Source organism: Azospirillum largimobile, assembly GCF_977007025.2.
Genome location: NZ_CDRMUA020000001.1, coordinates 2,762,501 through 2,781,218 on the forward strand (window position 1 = coordinate 2,762,501; position 18,718 = coordinate 2,781,218).

An 18,718-nucleotide genomic window follows, 5' to 3' on the forward strand; every position below is an offset into this window, starting at 1 on the left:
CAGTCATTCGATCTACATAACCGGAACCGTCTGGAAAGTCGGGCCATAGCGGGTGATAGCCCCGTACGGATAAACCGGATCGAATGCTCGAGTAGGGCGGGGCACGTGAAACCCTGTCTGAACATGGGGGGACCACCCTCCAAGCCTAAGTACTCCTCAGTGACCGATAGTGCACCAGTACCGTGAGGGAAAGGTGAAAAGCACCCCGACAAGGGGAGTGAAACAGTTCCTGAAACCGGATGCCTACAAGCAGTCGGAGCCTCTTCATGGGGTGACGGCGTACCTTTTGTATAATGGGTCAGCGACTTAGAGTATGCAGCGAGCTTAAGCCGGTAGGTGGAGGCGCAGCGAAAGCGAGTCTGAATAGGGCGACCGAGTTGCATGCTTTAGACCCGAAACCTGATGATCTAGCCATGGGCAGGTTGAAGGTGCGGTAACACGCACTGGAGGACCGAACTCACGCCTGTTGAAAAAGTCGGAGATGACCTGTGGCTAGGGGTGAAAGGCCAATCAAATCAGGAAATAGCTGGTTCTCCGCGAAAGCTATTTAGGTAGCGCGTCGGATATCACCTGCGGGGGTAGAGCACTGGATGGGCTAGGGGGGCGCGAGCCTTACCAAACCTAACCAAACTCCGAATACCGCAGAGTGCAGTCCGGCAGACAGACGGTGGGTGCTAAGGTCCATCGTCGAGAGGGAAACAGCCCAGACCGCCAGCTAAGGTCCCCAAATCACGGCTAAGTGGGAAAGGATGTGGGAAGGCCATGACAACCAGGAGGTTGGCTTAGAAGCAGCCATCCTTTAAAGAAAGCGTAATAGCTCACTGGTCTAGTTAAGCCGGCCTGCGCCGAAAATGTATCGGGGCTCAAGCCGTGTACCGAAGCTGCGGATGTGATCTTTGATCACGTGGTAGCGGAGCGTTCCGTAAGCCTGCGAAGGGTGTCCGTGAGGCCGCCTGGAGGTATCGGAAGTGAGAATGCTGACATGAGTAGCGACAAACAGTGTGAGAAACACTGTCGCCGAAAGTCCAAGGGTTCCTGCGCAAGGTTAATCCACGCAGGGTGAGCCGGCCCCTAAGGCGAGGCCGAAAGGCGTAGTCGATGGGAACCACGTTAATAATCGTGGGCCTGGCGGAGGTGACGGATGGGAAAGCGTGTATGTCCTTATCGGATTGGACATGCTGTGGACCCGTTCCAGGAAATAGCCCCGCCGTATAGACCGTACCCCAAACCGACACAGGTGGACTGGTAGAGTATACCCAGGCGCTTGAGAGAATGGTGTTGAAGGAACTCGGCAAATTGCCCTCGTAACTTCGGAAGAAGAGGGCCCCGTTGTGGCGCAAGCCATGGCGGGGGGCACAGACCAGGGGGTAGCGACTGTTTACTAAAAACACAGGGCTCTGCGAAGCCACACAAGGCGACGTATAGGGTCTGACGCCTGCCCGGTGCCGGAAGGTTAAGAGGAGAGGTGCAAGCCTTGAATTGAAGCCCCGGTAAACGGCGGCCGTAACTATAACGGTCCTAAGGTAGCGAAATTCCTTGTCGGGTAAGTTCCGACCTGCACGAATGGCGTAACGACTTCCCCGCTGTCTCCAACACCAACTCAGCGAAATTGAACTCTCCGTGAAGATGCGGAGTTCCCGCGGTCAGACGGAAAGACCCCGTGCACCTTTACTACAGCTTTGCAGTGGTGCTAGGGACTTCATGTGTAGGATAGGTGGGAGGCTTGGAAGCCCGGGCGCCAGCCCGGGTGGAGCCAACCTTGAAATACCACCCTTGAAGTCTCTGGCATCTAACCGTGGCCCGTGATCCGGGTCCGGGACCCTGCATGGCGGGTAGTTTGACTGGGGCGGTCGCCTCCCAAAGTGTAACGGAGGCGCGCGATGGTGGGCTCAGAGCGGTCGGAAATCGCTCGTCGAGTGCAATGGCATAAGCCCGCCTGACTGCAAGACTGACAAGTCGAGCAGAGACGAAAGTCGGCCATAGTGATCCGGTGGCTCCACGTGGACGGGCCATCGCTCAACGGATAAAAGGTACGCCGGGGATAACAGGCTGATGACTCCCAAGAGTCCATATCGACGGAGTCGTTTGGCACCTCGATGTCGGCTCATCACATCCTGGGGCTGGAGCAGGTCCCAAGGGTTCGGCTGTTCGCCGATTAAAGTGGTACGTGAGCTGGGTTTAGAACGTCGTGAGACAGTTCGGTCCCTATCTGCCGTGGGTGTCGGAGTTTTGCGAGGATCTGTCCCTAGTACGAGAGGACCGGGATGGACATACCTCTGGTGCACCGGTTGTCACGCCAGTGGCATGGCCGGGTAGCTAAGTATGGACGGGATAACCGCTGAAAGCATCTAAGCGGGAAACCCACCTCTAAACCAGAGCTCCCTTGAGAGCCGTGACAGACCATCACGTCGATAGGAGGCATGTGGACGGGCAGCAATGTCTGAAGCTAAGCCTTACTAATCGCTCGATCGGCTTGATCTCGACCCCACAAACCGCGCCATGCGCAGCAGCAAGCCTGCTTGTTGGGCCCTGCTTGACGCAACACCGCCAGTTCGATACATCCTCAACTCACTTGCACTGAACAGCGATACGCTTCGGATTAGCGTCGGTCTTGAGCCTTGGTGACCTGGTGGTCATGGCGAGGTGTCAAACACCCGATCCCATCCCGAACTCGGCCGTGAAAAGCCTCCGCGCCAATGGTACTGCGTCTTAAGACGTGGGAGAGTAGGTCGCCGCCAGGTCACTCAGGCTCAAGAGACGTCAAACCGAAGCAAACACGCTGGCATCGTCACCGTCCATCATCCCATACCGAGACATCCGCGGGGTGGAGCAGCCCGGTAGCTCGTCAGGCTCATAACCTGAAGGCCGCAGGTTCAAATCCTGCCCCCGCAACCAAATCAAGAAAAGCCCGCCGAGCTCACGCTCGGCGGGCTTTTTGCTGTGTGCATTCACTGCTGGCGAGCGTGACATCCGGCCGCTCCGCTTGTCTAGGAACCAAAGGGCACGTTTCGCTTGCCCGGTTCAGGACAAGGAACGCCATGCAGCCCATGCTCGATTGCCTGATCGTCGGCGGTGGTCCCGCAGGCTTGACCGCCGCCATCTACTTGGCCCGCTATCGCCGGTCGGCCCTGGTGGTGGACGAGGCGAAGAGCCGCTGCTCTTGGATTCCGACCTCCCATAACCTCGCCGGCTTCACGGGAGGCATCCGCGGCACCGATCTGCTCGCCCGCATCCGCGCCCAGGCCGAGACCTATGGCGGCCAGATCGAGACCGGGTCGGTATCCGCGCTGGAGCGGGTGGCAGGCGGCTTCCGCGCCATGCTGGCAGACGGCAGGGAGGTGGACGCCGCCACCGTTCTGCTGGCGACCGGCGTCATCGACGGCCAGCCGCGGGTATCTCATCTCTATGAGGCGATGCAGCGCGGACTGATCCGTGTTTGCCCGATCTGCGACGGCTACGAGGTCATCGACAAGCGGATCGCCGTCCTCGGCCATGGAGCGCAGGCGGTCGGCGAAGCGAACTTCATCCGCGCCTACAGCCCGACGGTGACCCTGCTGACGCTGGGCGAGCCGATGACTTTGACAATGGAGGAGCGCATCGCCCTTGATGCCGCCGGCATCGCGGTGATCGAGGAGCCGGTGACCGCAGTCGATGCCGGGACGGACCAGAGCACCCGCCTGACCTTGGAGAGCGGTCAAATCCTTGATTTCGATACGCTCTACTCGGCGCTGGGCATCACCGCCCGGTCCGGTTTGGCCGAGCAGGTTGGTGCCGAGATGGATGCTGATGGGCGCCTGATCGTCGACCGGCACCAACGCAGTTCGGTTCCCGGTTTCTATGCGGCCGGCGATGTCGTCTCAACCCTCAACCAGATCGCCGTCGCCATGGGAGAGGCGGCGATCGCCGCAACCGCCATCCACAACGATTTGCGTCATCGCGGCTGATCTGCAAAGAAATCCTCAAAGAAAAAGGGACGGAGCCTTGCGGCTCCGCCCCCTTTTCCGACGTCTCAGGGTTGGTCCATATCGCAAAAAATGAGAAAGCCTGAACAATGAGATCAGTGAGTTACGTGCCGCTGTTAAACAGAATCTGATAGAGCGTTAAGCAAAAGATGAGAAATCGCACAGGCTTTTGCGCAAAGTTTGATAAGCGGGACGAACATTAGCCACTGGCGCCGTTCCACGCGACCCCGTGGGGCTTAGCCCGGTTCCGCAGATCTCGCGGGGCGGCGCTCTTCGCACAACTCTACTATCGCAGTGTCGGACCAGATGGAACGCCGACGATCCTGCTGCTAGCCGGCGCCGTTGGCGGACGCTCCTACGTCGCCGTTGCAGCCGAGTCGTCGTTGGCCGGCGGCGCGAAAGTTGCGCCGGGCGCCCAGTCAGCGATTTCCAACGTGGCGTCCCATTCATCGACGGCGGCTTGGAGATTCATCCAGAAGCGCAGTGTGGTTCCAAGTACGATTGCCAAACGGGCTGCGGTGGTCGGATCGAGCCTTTTGTGGCCGTTTACGATCTGGCTGACGTGCTTCCGGCTCAAACCCAACGCGTCTGCCATGGCGGTCACGCTGATGCGACGCGGCTCCATGTAGTGGGCCCTGAGGATCGCTCCGGGCATGGTGGGACGGCGGTTTTGGCGAAGCGCAGCCATCAGTGAGAAACCTCCAAGTCCAAAGCGGTGACATCGGTCCCGTCGAAGATGACCGTAATGCACCATTTACCCGACGACTGCGCCAGACGGGACGTGTCGTTCTACTTACGTGCGGCGGCGAAAGCGTCAAGGAGAAGTCAAAGCGGAGCCTCACGGCCGCCGCAGCCTCCCCTGCGCTAGAGCCTCCACCTGTCGGACCGCGATTTCCAAGTCGGCGTCGGCGAGCCCATCGGCAAGGGCGAGTAGCCGGGCGCGCAGCTCTGCGCGCCGGGAGGACACCGCCATCGTGCCCACCTCCTCGAACAAGCTACCGAGCGGCAGGTCGAGCACTCGGCCCAATTGCTCCAACGTATCGAGGCCCGGAAAGGCTCTGCCGCGCTCAAGGTTCGACACTGTCTCGACGGTGCGTGTGATAGCTTCAGCAACCTGCTCCTGGGTCAGATTGAGGGCTAAGCGGCGGGCGCGTAGCCGCGCGCCAAGAAGTTGCTTCAGGTCTCGCACCATAACCCGAACTGTCCTTTCGGACACAGCACTTGACCATAGGCTCATTTTTCGGCTTATCTCCGCCACCCGCAAAATAGAGTCGGGTAAGCGGCTCCTGCGTGCGTCACTCGCCGGACAATCCCGCTTGTCCTACAGGAGGCTCGGATCGGTATGATTGTGACGGAAGAGTTCCAGGCGGCATGGGATCAGACGCTGGCATGGCTGAAGGGCAGCGACCGGCAGGCTTGGGACGGGTATGAGGTTGGACAACTCCTTCAGCGGGTCGGGCTCAAATACAACTGGCGCCTGCTCATTCAGACGAACGGCACAGGTGAACGCGAGTGGCGTGAGGTCCAGATGGCGTGGGAAAGTAAACTATCGGATCTCGGCGCCCCGGAAAGCTTGCTCGCGACCGTCCGCGCGGTAGAGTGAGGCGCTGCTGCCGGGACCGTAACTCAACTATTGGGACGACGCTCTTGGTGGGCGGCGTTACAGTTGGGCCTCGTTTCAAGGGAGCGCACGAATGCCCCGATCGCCCACACGCCCGGTCATCCACCGTTTGGCAACGATCAAGCCCACCTCCGCCGAGCGCGACCGCTCGCTTCCGCATGCCCGGCGGCACGGCTTGTCCTTGCCGGAGTACCTGCGGCTGCTCGGAATGCGCACCGCTGCGTCAGCGGCCGTCCCGGCGCTTCCGGTGAACCGGTTCGTCGTCAGACTACGTGGCCGCCAACCGCGCCGTTGCCTTGGGCACATACTGGACTTGGCCAAGGTGCAACGCCGTCCCATTCTACTCTGCGGCTCACCCAGCCCAGGCATTGGCCGGCGCATTCGAGGCCACCGGCTCGCCCGGTTCCAGCCGCGCTTTCGCGACTGTTATCTTCTTCTGCCAATCCCGCCGCTGCCACATTACCGACGTTCACTGCGATCGTCTGCGCCGTGACGGTGACTATCTGGACCGAAAGCTGTGGTGGTTTCCGTGAATTCCACCGCCAAACGGACTCGTTGCCCATTCACAGTGTCGGCGAACAGAGAGGGATATGTCACTGCTCGGAGTCGAACGGCGAAGCACTTCCTGTTTGAATCGCTGGATTGATGTCCCGTATTCGCTTGACTGCTTCCAGGGCCGCCGGCAGTTGGGTGACCACTTGTTCATAAAGTGCGAGCATGTCATCCTTCTCGTCCTCTGACATGCCGTCGATGCTTTCCACGGCGAGAGCTTTCTGGCGCTTGCCCCAAGGCAAGAGATCAATGACTGCCCGAAGATCGTCTCGGCGATCCGAATCATGCATGACTTACACCGCTGTACCGGTCATTCCGCACCTTCATGCCGCGTCTGGCAACGTGGATGGTACGCTGCTCGGTTGAGTAAAGGAAGTAACCTTGTACCTTGCCAAAACGTCTGGGTGTGCTGCGATCAGGCGCTTTGGCTAGAACAAAGCAAAGGCGTTCGGCAACGGGTGGAGCCCGGCCGATACGGCGACTGAGTAGCCATTTACCTGATCGGTGGCGACGCGTTGCTGATCACGATGCTGAAGGTTGGGAGTTGCAATAAGGTATCCCCATGAACGTCCTGCCCATTACGCCGATTGCCGAGACAGCGGACACTGTGACGCTGAGCCGGACCGACTATGAGGCCTTGGCTGAGTTGGTCGTCGACATCCAGGATCTCGCTGACGCCGACGTGGTGAAGACTCGTCTGGCTGTTGGCGAGACGGAGGCATTCCCCTTTGAGGTCGCTGAACGGCTCCTAGACGGTGTCTATTCTGCCACCGTTTTCCGCGAGCACCGGGGCCTCACTGCGCGCGGGCTCGCAGAAGCGGCCGGCGTCGCGCCATCGTGCCTGTGGGAGATCGAGAGTGCTTGCCTGCCCGGCAGCCTTGACACGATGGCTAAGATTGCCTCTACGCTGCGTGTCCCGCTGGACCTGCTGGTGCGCTGATACTGGCTGTTCTGAACTGGAGCGGCATGGACGTCTGCTGGTGGTATGCACAAGACGGACTGTTACATATACAGAACGAAATTCTATGTCTGGTTTATTCCACTATAGCCATCTGGTTTGTCCGCTTCTAACTGCGATGGTGGCATCATCGTCCCCTGCACAGCCACATAATCGAAGATACAACCTATGCTCTGCCGATACTGGACAGTACCGCACGTCCCGTCTGTATCTCAGATGAACCAGTCTGATGACTAGCTAGAGACTCTGAAATTTAGGCGCGGTTCAAATTGGCGCTTCAAGGATAAATAGGCGAAACAGGTGGGAGCGGAAGAATGGCAATCCGCAACAATTTTGCGATCCCCAACCGTCTTGTCATCCGGAGCGATCTGGTTCCTGGTGAAAGCGTGGTTGGTTATCTTCGGCGGCTTAGTATTGCTAACGGCTTTGATAGCTTGCAGTGGATGTTCAAAAGTAATTTATCATCGAAAGAGAAAACGTATTATGAAAATATACTGCACCAAGTACAGTGCATCACAGGGTGCGATTACGAAATCCTAAAGAGCCATGGCTACATACCTCTGTTAAAAAACGACTGGATCACTGATTTCTACGGCTTTGACGTACGAAAGAAGCACTTCGCATTCTCTTCGCAGAGAATATGCCCAATGTGTTTTTGTGAGAAACCAATATTCCAGTCTGTATGGGATATTAGAGCCTGGATTGCCTGCCCAATTCATGGAACTCATATAATTGATCAATGTCCAGAATGCGGTAGGTCCCTGTCATGGAGCCAAGCAACATACATGTGTGAATGTGGTGCCTTTGAGTATGACGATTACTTCACAGGTAATTCTCATGAGAACGTAATTTTCTGCTCAAAACATATTTCTTTCCTTCTGTGGCGTAGAAAAGAGGATGAAAATACAAAAATAGATGATAAGGTGCGAGCATTTTCCTTGGAAAATTTTCTAGATCTAATTGTTGATCTGTATATGGTTCCACTTATAGAAGTAAGAAGCAGGAAAACTGTCTATGCAAGCATATATAAATATTACGGAGATTGCTTGATTCATTCGATGGGAATAATAATGAATTGGCCGGATGGTTTTTATGAACATGTCGAGAGAGTTGTTGAGGCACTATTGTATTTCCGCAATATGGAAGAAGAAAAATATTTGACGTTTAGACTTTTTTTATGTGCAAGTTTTATAGATAAAATGAAGGGGATTGCGAGAAGTGTTGATGGTGACGAAACAATATGGTGTAATAAATGGGGTGATGTGATCGTCAGGCGTCACTTCCCTAATTTCGTGTAATGTTATTTTATGAATTGATCTACTTCCGGCCTGTACCAAACTGCAGAAATTCCCTTTCGTTTGTCCGGGTAAAGAATTGGTAATATTGACAGGGATGTTAGCGTAGATATGACGGTTCGGGAGCTTCTCCCTTTGAAGTGCAGCAAGTCGCGCGAAAAGCAGAAGTTCCTGTGAAACTCAGCGATGGAATGCTCTGAGAGTCCACATTTTACCAAGCGGCCTGTTTGAGGATGGTTGGTCTGAAAGCAGCCAGCCACCGCCAACGCATGCACCATGCGCACGGAGACGCCGAGAGACTTCGCGGCTTCCCGCACTCCCAGGCAACGCTCTCCCGACGGACGAACCGTGTGGCCGAACACATCACTTTTCCGGACATACAGGCTGCCCAGACCGCTCGCCAGCCGAGATGTTGCCCTGTGCCAGAGCGGCAACCGGCCGGCAAGCGCTTCCCGCAAGACACTTGGCAGGGAGAGCCGACGGTGGAGCGGTAGGCCAGCGAGAGAGACCATGTCGATGCTGATCCCCTTTATGACGGCGGCTTTCTGGAACAAGCGACCGACAAGCCCCTCCAAGGACGCGCGCTCGTACCTGTAAGCGCCACCCACCTTGAGCGCCCCCTCCAAAATCCCGCCGCGCCGAAGCTTCTCGATCTGCGAGCAGGATGTACCGAGGCATTCGGCCGCCGCCTCGCAGGACAGCGATCGTTTCGCACGTTCCTGGAGTTCCTGCACGCTGGTGGGGTCGACCAGGATCTGGCGCCGCCGCCCCATGTCCCGGAGTTCGCCCTTCAAGGTTCCATCTCCAACCATGCGGGCAATGCTCGCGCTCGTCATTCCCAGGCTCTTTGCCGCTTGCGAGCCCGACACGCGACGCGGGGCATCGGGTGGGGCATAGAAGATCGACTTGCGCTTGATGAGTCCGTTTCCCCAATGGTTGGCGAAATAGCGCCTGACCTCAGAGAACAGGAAGGCGAAGGGCTCGTCGCCGAAGAAAGCCCGGAGACGCGGAAGGCAGTGTCCGTATTCGGCCGCCAGGCCGATCCGGTGTTCGGAGGATCGAGCACTCCGTTCGAGCCATTCATAGAGGCTCTGTGGCCAGTCCTGCAGAAGATGGGCCGCTGTCTCCACTGTCTTGCGATCAGCTGCCAACCCGGCCTTGGTCATGGTTGAAACGCGCCAGTTGGGATCGGTGTGATCGGAGCCGAAGAAGGCGATGAAGCGCACCGACATGTCGAGGGTCTGCAGGGCGCCGACCGGCAGAGTCTGCGATGCCGGTGTCAGCATCGGCTGAGCCGCACGCTCCTCCAGAAGGGCCGCAACCTCGAGTGCCGACTTGGACGCCGGGCCTGAGGACACATCGGTCCAGACCCGTCGGCACCGGCAAAGCTCGAGGCCTGGACGCATCCAACTCAGGCGGCTCAAGCAGTGAGGGCAGTTGTCGACCAGCCAGCAGCCGTGTGTCCGGCACGCGACATAAGCGGTCACATCCCATATGCGCCGCACGCTGCCGCGTTCGCGGACGCAACTTGGACAGGCGCGGGGGTGAATGAGGTCGAGCGCCGTGGCCGGCAGCGACCCGTTGCCGAAGCGCACCAGGCCCGTCCACCCCGCAACGGGCCAGTTGGCCAAAGCCTCCAGGTCGATGGGGCCGACACCGGTGAGGTTGGACAGGGTTGTGAGATCGCAGCGTGTTCCGGCGATCGCAAGACGCAAACCGGCCGTATCCAGCAGCCAGCGGATGTCCGGGTGGCCATTGGCTTGGGCCAGACGCAGAACGTATCCCTTCAGGCTTTCATCCGCCAGGGGCGTGCCGCGAACGGTAAGGCGGTTTTCCATAGGCAAGGGACCTTCACCGTTTGGTCAGCGCCTGGTTCACGTCTTCCTTGCGCAGGCGACGCTTCTTGGCGCTTCGCCGTGTTGCGACGTCGGGACGCGAGAGAGAATCGTCCTCGATCGGAGGGGGCAACTGCCCGGCATAGGTTGAAGAGAACGGGTTGATCATTCTGTGCGCTTCCTTACGGAAGGCCCGGTCGAAAGCTTCCTCCAAGAGTTCCAGGGTGATGTGCCGTGGCACCGCCGGATTTTGCGCAATGATCCTCATGCACATCTTCAGCAGCTTCTTCAACGCGCCGATCACGCCACGGCTGGCGTAATAGAAGCGAAGCGCAATTTGATCCTCCGTGACGTCGAAGTCGAACGGAATGGGCGACAGTTTCTGAAACGCCAGCAAGGTTCCGATGAACTGCGCCTGATCCTCCAGGTCGTCCATGCCGTCACCCGTCCGCCACCGGTAGGCGGGCATGCGAAGTTCGGCGTCGCAGCGCCGCTCATGCTGGCCATCCTGCTCGAACAGGTAACTCAGACGACCGAGACCGAGGAAGATCAAGCTCACGTTGTTTTCATCGTGGCGGGACTTGAACCAGTCCGCCAATTCTTCGGTCACCACCACACCGTTGCGGTCGACTGCGCGCTGAGCTTCGTCGATGAGGATACCGACGGTGCCGCATGCCGCGACCAGTCTGTCGACCCTTTTGCCGAAGGAATATTTGTCGCCACGATGCCAAGCGGGATCACCGAACGTCCGCAGCATCTCCATGCCGACCGATTTGACCGTAGGGGCTGGCGGCATGACGAACTGGAGCAGCGGGATGCGGTCTGCCGTCATGACCGGATGGGGCGGCTCGTCAATCAAACGGCCATCGGGAACGGCTTGGTATTCCTGCGCCAGCTTCTTGCGCAACGTCGACTTGCCGACTCCGGGGGGGCCACTCACCTGTAGACAGGGGGCCTCGTCATCACAGTCCTGAAGGCTCAGGATCAGTCGAACCTCCTCCATGATGCGCATGAACCGCGGGTGCGGCACGAAGATGCTCGCCATTTGACGGTAGAGGGCGCGTGGCGGCACTTCCAGCAGGTCTTGGACGGTCATGGGCGTTGCTCCTCTGTGCGCTCAGTGAGGCCCCCGAGTGAGAGGTCGGCGTCATAAACTGGGATTGTGCGTTTTGGCCGCTCCGCAAGCATCGGTGCGGGAGGCGCGTCGGCATTCACGCCACCCTCTGGCGGACGTGTCGCAGGTGTTGGCGGAGCGAATGTCGAAGCCTGTTCCTGGAACGGGTTGAGTGACTGTCCGGCGAAGGGACCGCTCAACGGGCCAAGGTTTCCGTTGAGGTCAAGATTGTTGAAGATGTGCTGTGTTCCGACTCCGAATGTGCGGGCGATCAGTGCATTGGTGCGGATACTCAAGGCCATTGGAAGGGCATCCGAGATGAGTTGCTGCAAATCCCATTGCGCCTGTTGCAGAGCGTCGATGTCCTCGCGCCCGTACCGTTCATTGGCCCATTTCAGGTTCAACTCATGACGGTGAAGACTGAGGCCTTGCGTGTAATGCTTGTTGAGTGCCTCCACGCGGATCCAAAAGCGTTCCTTTGGTTCGAACACATGGATGACGGACAGGTTGCTCGGGTCGATCTTCACCCGCACCTTCGTCCGGCGGCCATACTGGCGGCGGAATGCGTGCAGACCATCCGAGTAGTAGGACAGGCCCCTGAACGTTACTCCGCGGTGATCGACGGTGCCGGTTCGGACGATCCCGAACAGCAGGTCCAGATCGGTCGCCCGCTCCAGGAACTCCGGTGGTCGTGCTCGCACACCTTCATTCCAGCGATCTCTTGGCGTGATCTTCCAAGTTCCCATAGGCCGATTGCAGTAAATGTCGATCAGCCATTTGTGGAATATGTAGAGGAAGTGCCTGAGTCCGATACAGCCATTCTTGGCCGGATCATAATCCTGTTTATCGACGATGTTACCAAGAACGAACCCGGGCATTTCCTGGAGGAGAAGCTTATTCAGCAGGTTGAACGCATTCTCAACAGCCGATTTGAACCAGGGCGTGTAAACCCTCGTGAACTTGTATGGAGTGTTGAGATCATATGTGATGGTGCGAATGCTCTCGCCATATTGGGACAGGCCATTATCGAAGATGAGAAGGCGCGGTATTCCAGCCGCAGGCAGAGTGTTCTGGATATCTGGATAGGTGGTCTGAACATAGGCTTTGGGAAGACAGGCGTGGCGCAAAGCGCTCGCGATCGTCAGATCACTTGGTGGCTCGAAACCGAGATAGAAACCAACCGGAATGTTGGAATAGTCGTCATGGTACCAGTTCAGCCAAGCCCGCCCAAGCGGAACGCCAAATGTTTCATCGAAGAAGTAGAAGGGCAACTCGGTCTCGTCGTACTCCACAAGGTCGAGACAGGCCTCAGGTTCTTCGTGGCCGGACCTCCCCCGATACATGCGGCGGGCCTTTGCTTTGCCGAATTTGGCGACATCCCGGTCGTATGCCGGAAACTCGTTCCACAGGCGATAGAAGGTCGGCAGCGACGGCATCGTCAATTTCGCCGCAGGGTCGCGCCTGTTCTCCAGGCGGAGGAGATCGTCGACCGTGTTGCGGATGGAGCGCATCGTGCAGGTCGGAGAGTGGCCAGCAGCCCCCTTGTTCTCGCGGGCGTCATCAAGTTTTTCCCGCATGGTGTCCAGGATGATCTTCCGAATCCGGGGATGCAGCTGATTGTGGCGTCCGCAGCAGGCACACCGTCCAGCAAGGTCGAGTTTGTCTTCGGCGGCAGCGAGCTCAGCCTTCCAGCGGTAGTAGGTGGGCGCGGATACCGGTCTGGAACGGCCGAGCTCCTTGCTGATCGCCTCAAGGGTCTCTTCGAGCGCCGTCGTTTTCTGCCCGTCTTCCGATATGACCACGGAGTTCAGATGGACACCCGCTGCTGCTCGAGCGTCCACGGCCTCCAGGACGGCGGACCGAAGGGCAATCCGCTGCTGTTCGGCTTCTGTCCGGTCGGTGATCGATGTCGCTGCGCGGCGCCTCTTGGCGTCACCTGGTTTGCGGGCATCATCGGCCCGCTCGGCATCGAGCACCAGTGCACCCGAGACATACAGGGTGTCCAACTGTGACTTGGTTTTGGTCACCAGCCGGTTCGTTAGGGTTTCCACCAGCTGCCATTCGCCATCGCCTTGCATGGTCACGAACCGCATGGGGATGCCGTCGATGCGCACGCACGTGTTGGGGGCGTAGCAGAAGCTCCGCATCACGCCGGCCCCGAGCCAGGACCATTCAATGACTGGCGGCTTCGCCGGACGAGACTGGCTGGTCCCAGCGGCGTGTCGAGGTCGGTTGCCAGATACCCGTTCACGATCAGGCTGTGGATGTGCTTGGCCGCAAGCTGCGGAAACCCGGCCAGGAGGGCACTGATGGCGATCGTTGCCCCCGCCGGCACGGCGAGCGCAAGCTGGCGCCGCATGGCGCCGTCGGGAAGCGGGGCATGGCGGTCGGCGAACAGGATGCGAAGGGTCGAGAAGCGTGGCTGTCGGCGGATATGTCGCTCCGTCTGGACGCAGTATCCATATCCGGACAGTGCCAGTGTCGCGCCGATCGCTGGCCAACGCCGCTCCCGGTCCGACAGTGCGGCCTCCTCCTCGGGAATGATCGCCATGAAGGTGCCGACGCCGGCGCGACGCACGAACAGGTCCGGCATGTGCCAGCGGGTCCGCCCGTCCAGGGGATAGTGAACCCGAAGGGGCTGTTCGATGTAGGCGTCGACGGTGGGGTCGAGTTCGCACAGCAGGAACATGTCGAACTCCAGGTCCGAGCGCGCCCGCAGTGTCCGCTTCATTTTCCGGCTGTGAAACCGGCCTTGGCGCCCGCGCATGGAATTGCGCGGCGCCCGGCCGATCGCCCGCGTCGGGCAGTCGATGCCGCCGAAGGTGAATTCGGGGTGGCGCGCGGTAAACCGTCCGTCATCCGGTGGAGGACCGCCAAGGCTTTGCGGTGCCCAGACCCGGTCGACCGATGGAGGAGACGGCCTTGGCAAGGGCGACGGTGGTCCCGAATGCACAAGCTCCAGGAAGAAATCGGCCAAGGTTCGCTCTTGATCGTTGTCTGGCCAATCCATACCTTCCGGCTGGCTCAGGCGCTGCGGAGTCGAGCTTTCCGGTTGTGGTTGGTCAGTACGGCAGTCTGTGAGCGAAGGCATACGGCTTCTCCTCTTCGGCGCAATGAATTCGCCGAAGCCCGCACTCGTGTTCTGGAGCCTGACACTCCTCCTCCGGTCCGATGATCAGGTTGCGGCCGTGCCCGACACGGCCCGCCATTGGCCTGGGATGCCGGCTACACAGCGCTGCACCTTGCATAACGAGGATGGCCGGTCAGCCTCCTCGCGCATCATTCGTTGCGGTGGACAGCCCAGCATGTCAAACAGCCCCAGAGCTGGAAAGAGGCTGGAAAAACACTACTTCGCATGCCCCATGACGACCTTGCTGAGCCCTCCAATATGGGTGGGCGCCGCAGTCTCAGATGCGGAGTCTAAGACCGGGAATTCGGGTTTGTGGAGTCATATGCTGCGCTTTGGCATCATCCGCAGCATGGTCATGGGTTCGTGCCGAGGGGGTCTGGTTGCTCGGCGACCGTCAGGATGTAGCGGCGGCCATCGCGCTGAACCCATCCCCGACGCTGGGCTTGCGACAACTGTGCACGCGTGGATCCCGGATTGAGTTCGATGGTGCGCCGGCGTGCACGGTCAATGATCTCTGGAGTGGTGAGGCCGCCGGGAAACACCTCGGCCAAGCACTCAAGGATCGCAATCATGCGCCGACCACGCGCTTCGGAAGTTACAAACGCCGGCAAGCCGTCAAGTGTCGGTCCCAGCCACGCCTCTCTTCCGACCAGATTTTCCAACTCCTCCAAGCGCGCCTCGACCGCACGCCGACGCACGATCGCCTCGAATTCGAGTGCACGCGCTGTCTCGAGTTCGGCCCGCAACTCGCTGATCCTCGTCCGAACGGTACTCATCCTCATCGAAGCTCCACCTCGCCGGTGCGCCATCGGCGGCAGTTGCAGCCCTGTCCCTGCCAAGCATTGGGCTCCCTCAGCATACCTCAGACAGCCCGGTCCCGGGGTCATTTCCGTGCCCCCAATCTCTTGAGGCTCGCAGTTGCACTCACTCCGCCAGCCGACCGCTGCACCTTGTTCTCTGGAGCCGTCGATAGCCACGCCTCCTTGCCGATAGGGAAGCTCCGGATTGTCATCACTCTGCTGCAGCGCGATAAACAGGGATGCGGACATGATACCGTATTGGGTGGGATCTCACCGGGTGGACGGTGATCGACATGGCTTCCGAGCAACTTGCGGAGCTCGATGGGCTTCCGCTGATCGGGCTTCAGCCGGAGGAAGCCGAAGACATAAGCAACACATTCAATGAAAGCTCGGCATCTTCAATGATGGGGGTCGGGCAGTGTTTCTAGCGACTTCGATCTCAAGTCCGGTCTTTCGTTCTTGAGAGTGATCGAGCAACGCAGTTCTTTCTGCGTGCCATTCGAAATGGCGGCAGACATGTCGGCTCCAAGTGTCGAGGTGTCAGTAAGCCAGATTGACCGGACCGACGGTGGACGGTGTATTTGAACCGCCCACCTCGGCCGACACCGGAGACAGCGGTCTCCGCGACAACAATCCAAGGTCGCCGCAATCAGCTCTGGGGCGGCTTGGCCGGATGGCGGGCGAGCCAGCGGTCGAGTTGCCGGATCTCCTTCTCCTGATCGGTGATGATTTTCCTGGCCATCTTCTGGAGCTCAGGATCACGCCCGTTCTGGAGTTCGGCCCGAGCCATGTCGACAGCGCCCCGGTGATGCTCCCGCATCATGGAGGCAAAGTCGTGGTCGGTATCGCCGGTCATCGGCTGCGCCATCATTGACTGCTGCATCTTCTGCATCGACCCCATCATCGCCTGAGAGCCCGGGGAGTTGGACATCGAGCCCCCCTGCATCATGCCCTGATGTGTCTGCGTTCCCTGCTGCACGGCCGTTCCCTGCTGGGCGGTCATGCCAGACGTCGTCGGTTGACCCGTGCCCTGCTGTGTCGGCGCGCAGGCGGAAGTCAGGGCCGCGGCCAGCACGGCAATCATCGGAAGAATGGCGGAAGTCTTCGAGCGCTGTGGCATGAGAGGTCTCCCGGAGGCAGGTGGAGATGCGTGGCAGCACCCTATGAGCAACGAGGGCCGATGCCCCCGCGTTCCCGCCTGATCAGCAATCGGTTCCGATCCCGTCATGAGGCCTCCCCCGAGTTGCGACGGAGGGAGCGCTGCTTTACTCTGGGTTCAATCCCTTTGAGCGAAGGAGCCTTCCTTGTCCGACCCGATGCGCGCGTTGATCCAACGCTGGCGTGAGGATGCCGGTGCGACGTACCGGACCTGGTTCCTGTGGGACGAGCGGGTGAAGAACTTTCGCTCGATCCGCCGCGGCATACAGCAGGTCGTAATCGACATCGAGGCCGGCACCTTCGGCAACGCCTATCGCGGATCGTCGCTGGAGACGGTGGTCCATTCGATCGCCGAGCAGCGCCAGATCTTCAAGGGTGCTGACCACGCCTTCCTGTGGAAGCCTAAGCTGCGCATCCCTGACATCTACGAGAGCCCGGACAACCAGCGCGCCTTCGGCCGGCTGCTCGATGCCTGCGTCTGCTGCAACGCCGAGGCGCAGATCCTCACCGCCATCCGGCAGATCGACGCCAAGCAGATCAAGGGGCTGGGGCCGGCGGTGGCCAACCTGCTGTACTTCTTACACCCGACTCTGGTGCCGCCGTTCAACACCGCCATCGTCAATGGCTACAACGCGCTGACCGGCGCCAGGGTGAAGCTCGGCCGGTGGGACGAGTTCCTGGCGATGCGCCAAGGCATCCTGGCGCTGAACGCCGAGTACCGCGACCTGCTGTCCAATGATCTGGGCGCCATTGGCGGACTGCTGTTCGACGTCGGCTCAGGGCGCTATGCCGCGCCGCCACGCACCAACGATGCCGCCGCCCGCTCCGCGTGGGAAGCCGACCTCGCCAAGGTGCGTGAGGAAACCGCCCAGGCCGCCAAAGCACGCGCCGCGGAACGTGAGGGGGACCGGACGCACACGGAAATCCAGGGCTGGCTGCGTGATCTCGGCACGGCGCTCGGCTATCGGGTCTGGATCGCCGCCAACGATCGCAACCGGTCGTACGACGGCGGGAAGTTGGGCGATGGGTGCCTCAATGCGTTGCCGGGCAGCGTGATGGCCGCCCCCGGCGCCGAAGCCGTCCGCCTGATCGACGTGCTGTGGCTGGACGCCACCATGGGGCGGGTGGTTGCCGCCTACGAGGTTGAGCACTCGACGTCCATCTACTCCGGCATCGTCCGCATGCTCGACCTGGCGCTCGGTGGCGATGCCCATGCCCTGGAAGGGCTGTTCCTGGTGGCGCCGAATGGCCGTGAAGACGAGGTCCGGGCCCAACTGATCCGCCCCGCCTTCTCCCGCGTGGCTGACCTCAAGGTCCGTTACCTGCCGTACGGTGAGCTGGAATCCCACCGCTCGTCCATCGCCCGCTTCGGTTCCGGCATGAAAGCCATTCATGCCATTTCGCGTGCCCTTGCTTAACGTGGCAATCAAACCGTTGGAAAGCGGCGCCGTTCCATAATCCAATGCCTCAGAGCCCGGTGATCCGCTGAATGGCTCCGTGTTGCAGCTCGGCCAGCCGGATGACCGGGGGGGTGCGTTGGTACAGAACGCCGGCGACCTTCATGACGCCGTCCCAGACTCCCGCCCCATCAAGCACGCGTTCGGCTTCCGTTTTCGCGTTGTTCCAGTCCGCCATCTGGGACTGGGTGAGAATGAGGCGGTCGCCATAGGCGCCGGTGACGCTGATGTAATCGTCGTGATCGACGCCGGTGGCGGACAAGAACCGCGTCTCGGCCACATACCCCGCTGCGAAAACGCCGGCGTGCATCCGGTCCAGATCGGCATCGGACAAGGCCTGCCGGCGGCGGCACTGATCGACCAGAAGCTCATGACGAGCGGTTTCAACGCCAGGTGCGATGGTGTCGGCAACCAGATGGCTGGTGTACACGAGGAAGCCGGTGAGGTAGGCGAGGACGGCATGCGCCGCCTCGTGGACGGACACGACCATGTCACGGGGGCCGTAGCCCTGGAAGGCGTTCTGTCCGGCTTCGACGGCCGCTTTGGCGGCCACTTCGGACGGCTCGACGCCGTGCCGGATGATGATCGGACCGCACTGGTAGATCATCCAGGTCCAGGTTCCGTCGTCTTGTGCCACGATGCGCCCAACGAACGAGTTGCGTCCATTGAAAGATGGTTCCATGTAATTCGTGCCAATCCACTTCCGCATGATTGCTCCGTGTTGCGTGTGTGGAGATGACCTTACGGAAGTCGAACAACGTGAGGCAATATATCGTTTCCATAAAAGACGAGGGGCCGGAGCTGATAGCTACGGCCCTTTGCGTCCTTATGATATC

Annotated in this window: 15 protein-coding genes, 1 tRNA gene and 2 rRNA genes (1 of these 18 only partly in view); 8 read left to right on the forward strand and 10 right to left on the reverse strand. The window is 59.8% G+C overall.

Features of this window, described 5'->3' with window-relative positions:
* The 4 genes from ACWPKK_RS13110 to ACWPKK_RS13125 form a co-directional block, all read left to right on the forward strand.
* Positions 1-2,481: ribosomal RNA gene (locus ACWPKK_RS13110) — 23S ribosomal RNA — on the forward strand; it begins 265 nt to the left of the window's first position.
* A 144-nt stretch (positions 2,482-2,625) separates the two neighbouring features.
* Positions 2,626-2,741, forward strand: a 5S ribosomal RNA gene (gene rrf / locus ACWPKK_RS13115).
* Between the two features lie 77 nt (positions 2,742-2,818).
* A tRNA-Met gene (locus ACWPKK_RS13120) sits at positions 2,819-2,895 on the forward strand.
* 143 nt (positions 2,896-3,038) lie between these two features.
* The gene (locus ACWPKK_RS13125; RefSeq protein ID WP_452004536.1) at positions 3,039-3,944 is read left to right on the forward strand and encodes an NAD(P)/FAD-dependent oxidoreductase; all 906 of its coding nucleotides are present in this window, start codon (positions 3,039-3,041) and stop codon (positions 3,942-3,944) included.
* Positions 3,945-4,317: 373 nt separating this feature from the next.
* On the opposite strand, the gene ACWPKK_RS13130 is transcribed toward ACWPKK_RS13125, so the two are convergent.
* Together ACWPKK_RS13130 and ACWPKK_RS13135 are read right to left on the reverse strand one after the other, a co-directional pair.
* Positions 4,318-4,650, reverse strand: a complete 333-nt coding sequence (locus ACWPKK_RS13130; protein WP_452004538.1) for a HigA family addiction module antitoxin — start codon at positions 4,648-4,650, stop codon at positions 4,318-4,320.
* Between the two features lie 150 nt (positions 4,651-4,800).
* Complete coding sequence (locus tag ACWPKK_RS13135) at positions 4,801-5,154, reverse strand: helix-turn-helix transcriptional regulator (RefSeq protein WP_452004541.1); 354 nt, start codon at positions 5,152-5,154, stop codon at positions 4,801-4,803.
* A 150-nt stretch (positions 5,155-5,304) separates the two neighbouring features.
* Here ACWPKK_RS13135 and ACWPKK_RS13140 point away from each other — a divergent pair, with 150 nt between their 5' ends.
* Positions 5,305-5,565, forward strand: a complete 261-nt coding sequence (locus ACWPKK_RS13140) for a hypothetical protein (RefSeq protein WP_452004544.1) — start codon at positions 5,305-5,307, stop codon at positions 5,563-5,565.
* A gap of 611 nt (positions 5,566-6,176) precedes the next feature.
* Here the strand turns inward: ACWPKK_RS13140 and ACWPKK_RS13145 are convergent.
* Entirely contained in the window at positions 6,177-6,425 is a 249-nt protein-coding gene (locus ACWPKK_RS13145; RefSeq protein ID WP_452004547.1) for a hypothetical protein, read from the reverse strand.
* A 272-nt stretch (positions 6,426-6,697) separates the two neighbouring features.
* On the opposite strand from ACWPKK_RS13145, the gene ACWPKK_RS13150 reads away from it, so the two are divergent.
* Both ACWPKK_RS13150 and ACWPKK_RS13155 read left to right on the forward strand, forming a co-directional pair.
* On the forward strand, positions 6,698-7,075 hold the full coding sequence (locus ACWPKK_RS13150; protein WP_452004550.1) for a helix-turn-helix domain-containing protein: 378 nt from the start codon (positions 6,698-6,700) through the stop codon (positions 7,073-7,075).
* A gap of 332 nt (positions 7,076-7,407) precedes the next feature.
* Positions 7,408-8,391 carry a TniQ family protein gene (locus ACWPKK_RS13155; RefSeq protein ID WP_452004552.1) on the forward strand — a complete coding sequence of 328 codons (984 nt, stop codon included), beginning with the start codon at positions 7,408-7,410 and terminating at the stop codon, positions 8,389-8,391.
* A 2-nt stretch (positions 8,392-8,393) separates the two neighbouring features.
* Here ACWPKK_RS13155 and ACWPKK_RS13160 read toward each other — a convergent pair whose 3' ends face one another.
* From ACWPKK_RS13160 to ACWPKK_RS13185, 6 genes are all read right to left on the reverse strand, one after another.
* The gene (locus ACWPKK_RS13160; protein WP_452004555.1) at positions 8,394-10,226 is read right to left on the reverse strand and encodes a TniQ family protein; all 1,833 of its coding nucleotides are present in this window, start codon (positions 10,224-10,226) and stop codon (positions 8,394-8,396) included.
* Between the two features lie 13 nt (positions 10,227-10,239).
* The gene (locus tag ACWPKK_RS13165; RefSeq protein ID WP_452004558.1) at positions 10,240-11,319 is read right to left on the reverse strand and encodes a TniB family NTP-binding protein; all 1,080 of its coding nucleotides are present in this window, start codon (positions 11,317-11,319) and stop codon (positions 10,240-10,242) included.
* Complete coding sequence (locus tag ACWPKK_RS13170) at positions 11,316-13,451, reverse strand: Mu transposase C-terminal domain-containing protein (protein ID WP_452004561.1); 2,136 nt, start codon at positions 13,449-13,451, stop codon at positions 11,316-11,318. Before ACWPKK_RS13170 ends, ACWPKK_RS13165 begins: the two co-directional genes overlap by 4 nt.
* 32 nt (positions 13,452-13,483) lie before the next feature.
* Entirely contained in the window at positions 13,484-14,314 is an 831-nt protein-coding gene (locus tag ACWPKK_RS13175) for a hypothetical protein (protein WP_452004563.1), read from the reverse strand.
* 506 nt (positions 14,315-14,820) lie between these two features.
* The gene (locus tag ACWPKK_RS13180) at positions 14,821-15,243 is read right to left on the reverse strand and encodes a hypothetical protein (RefSeq protein WP_452004566.1); all 423 of its coding nucleotides are present in this window, start codon (positions 15,241-15,243) and stop codon (positions 14,821-14,823) included.
* A 673-nt stretch (positions 15,244-15,916) separates the two neighbouring features.
* Entirely contained in the window at positions 15,917-16,387 is a 471-nt protein-coding gene (locus tag ACWPKK_RS13185) for a DUF305 domain-containing protein (protein ID WP_452004568.1), read from the reverse strand.
* Positions 16,388-16,571: 184 nt separating this feature from the next.
* Here ACWPKK_RS13185 and ACWPKK_RS13190 point away from each other — a divergent pair, with 184 nt between their 5' ends.
* Positions 16,572-17,843 carry a hypothetical protein gene (locus tag ACWPKK_RS13190; protein ID WP_452004571.1) on the forward strand — a complete coding sequence of 424 codons (1,272 nt, stop codon included), beginning with the start codon at positions 16,572-16,574 and terminating at the stop codon, positions 17,841-17,843.
* A 49-nt stretch (positions 17,844-17,892) separates the two neighbouring features.
* On the opposite strand, the gene ACWPKK_RS13195 is transcribed toward ACWPKK_RS13190, so the two are convergent.
* A complete protein-coding gene (locus tag ACWPKK_RS13195) occupies positions 17,893-18,591 on the reverse strand; it encodes a hypothetical protein (RefSeq protein ID WP_452004574.1) in 699 nt (232 codons plus the stop codon).
* Positions 18,592-18,718 lie beyond the last annotated feature (127 nt).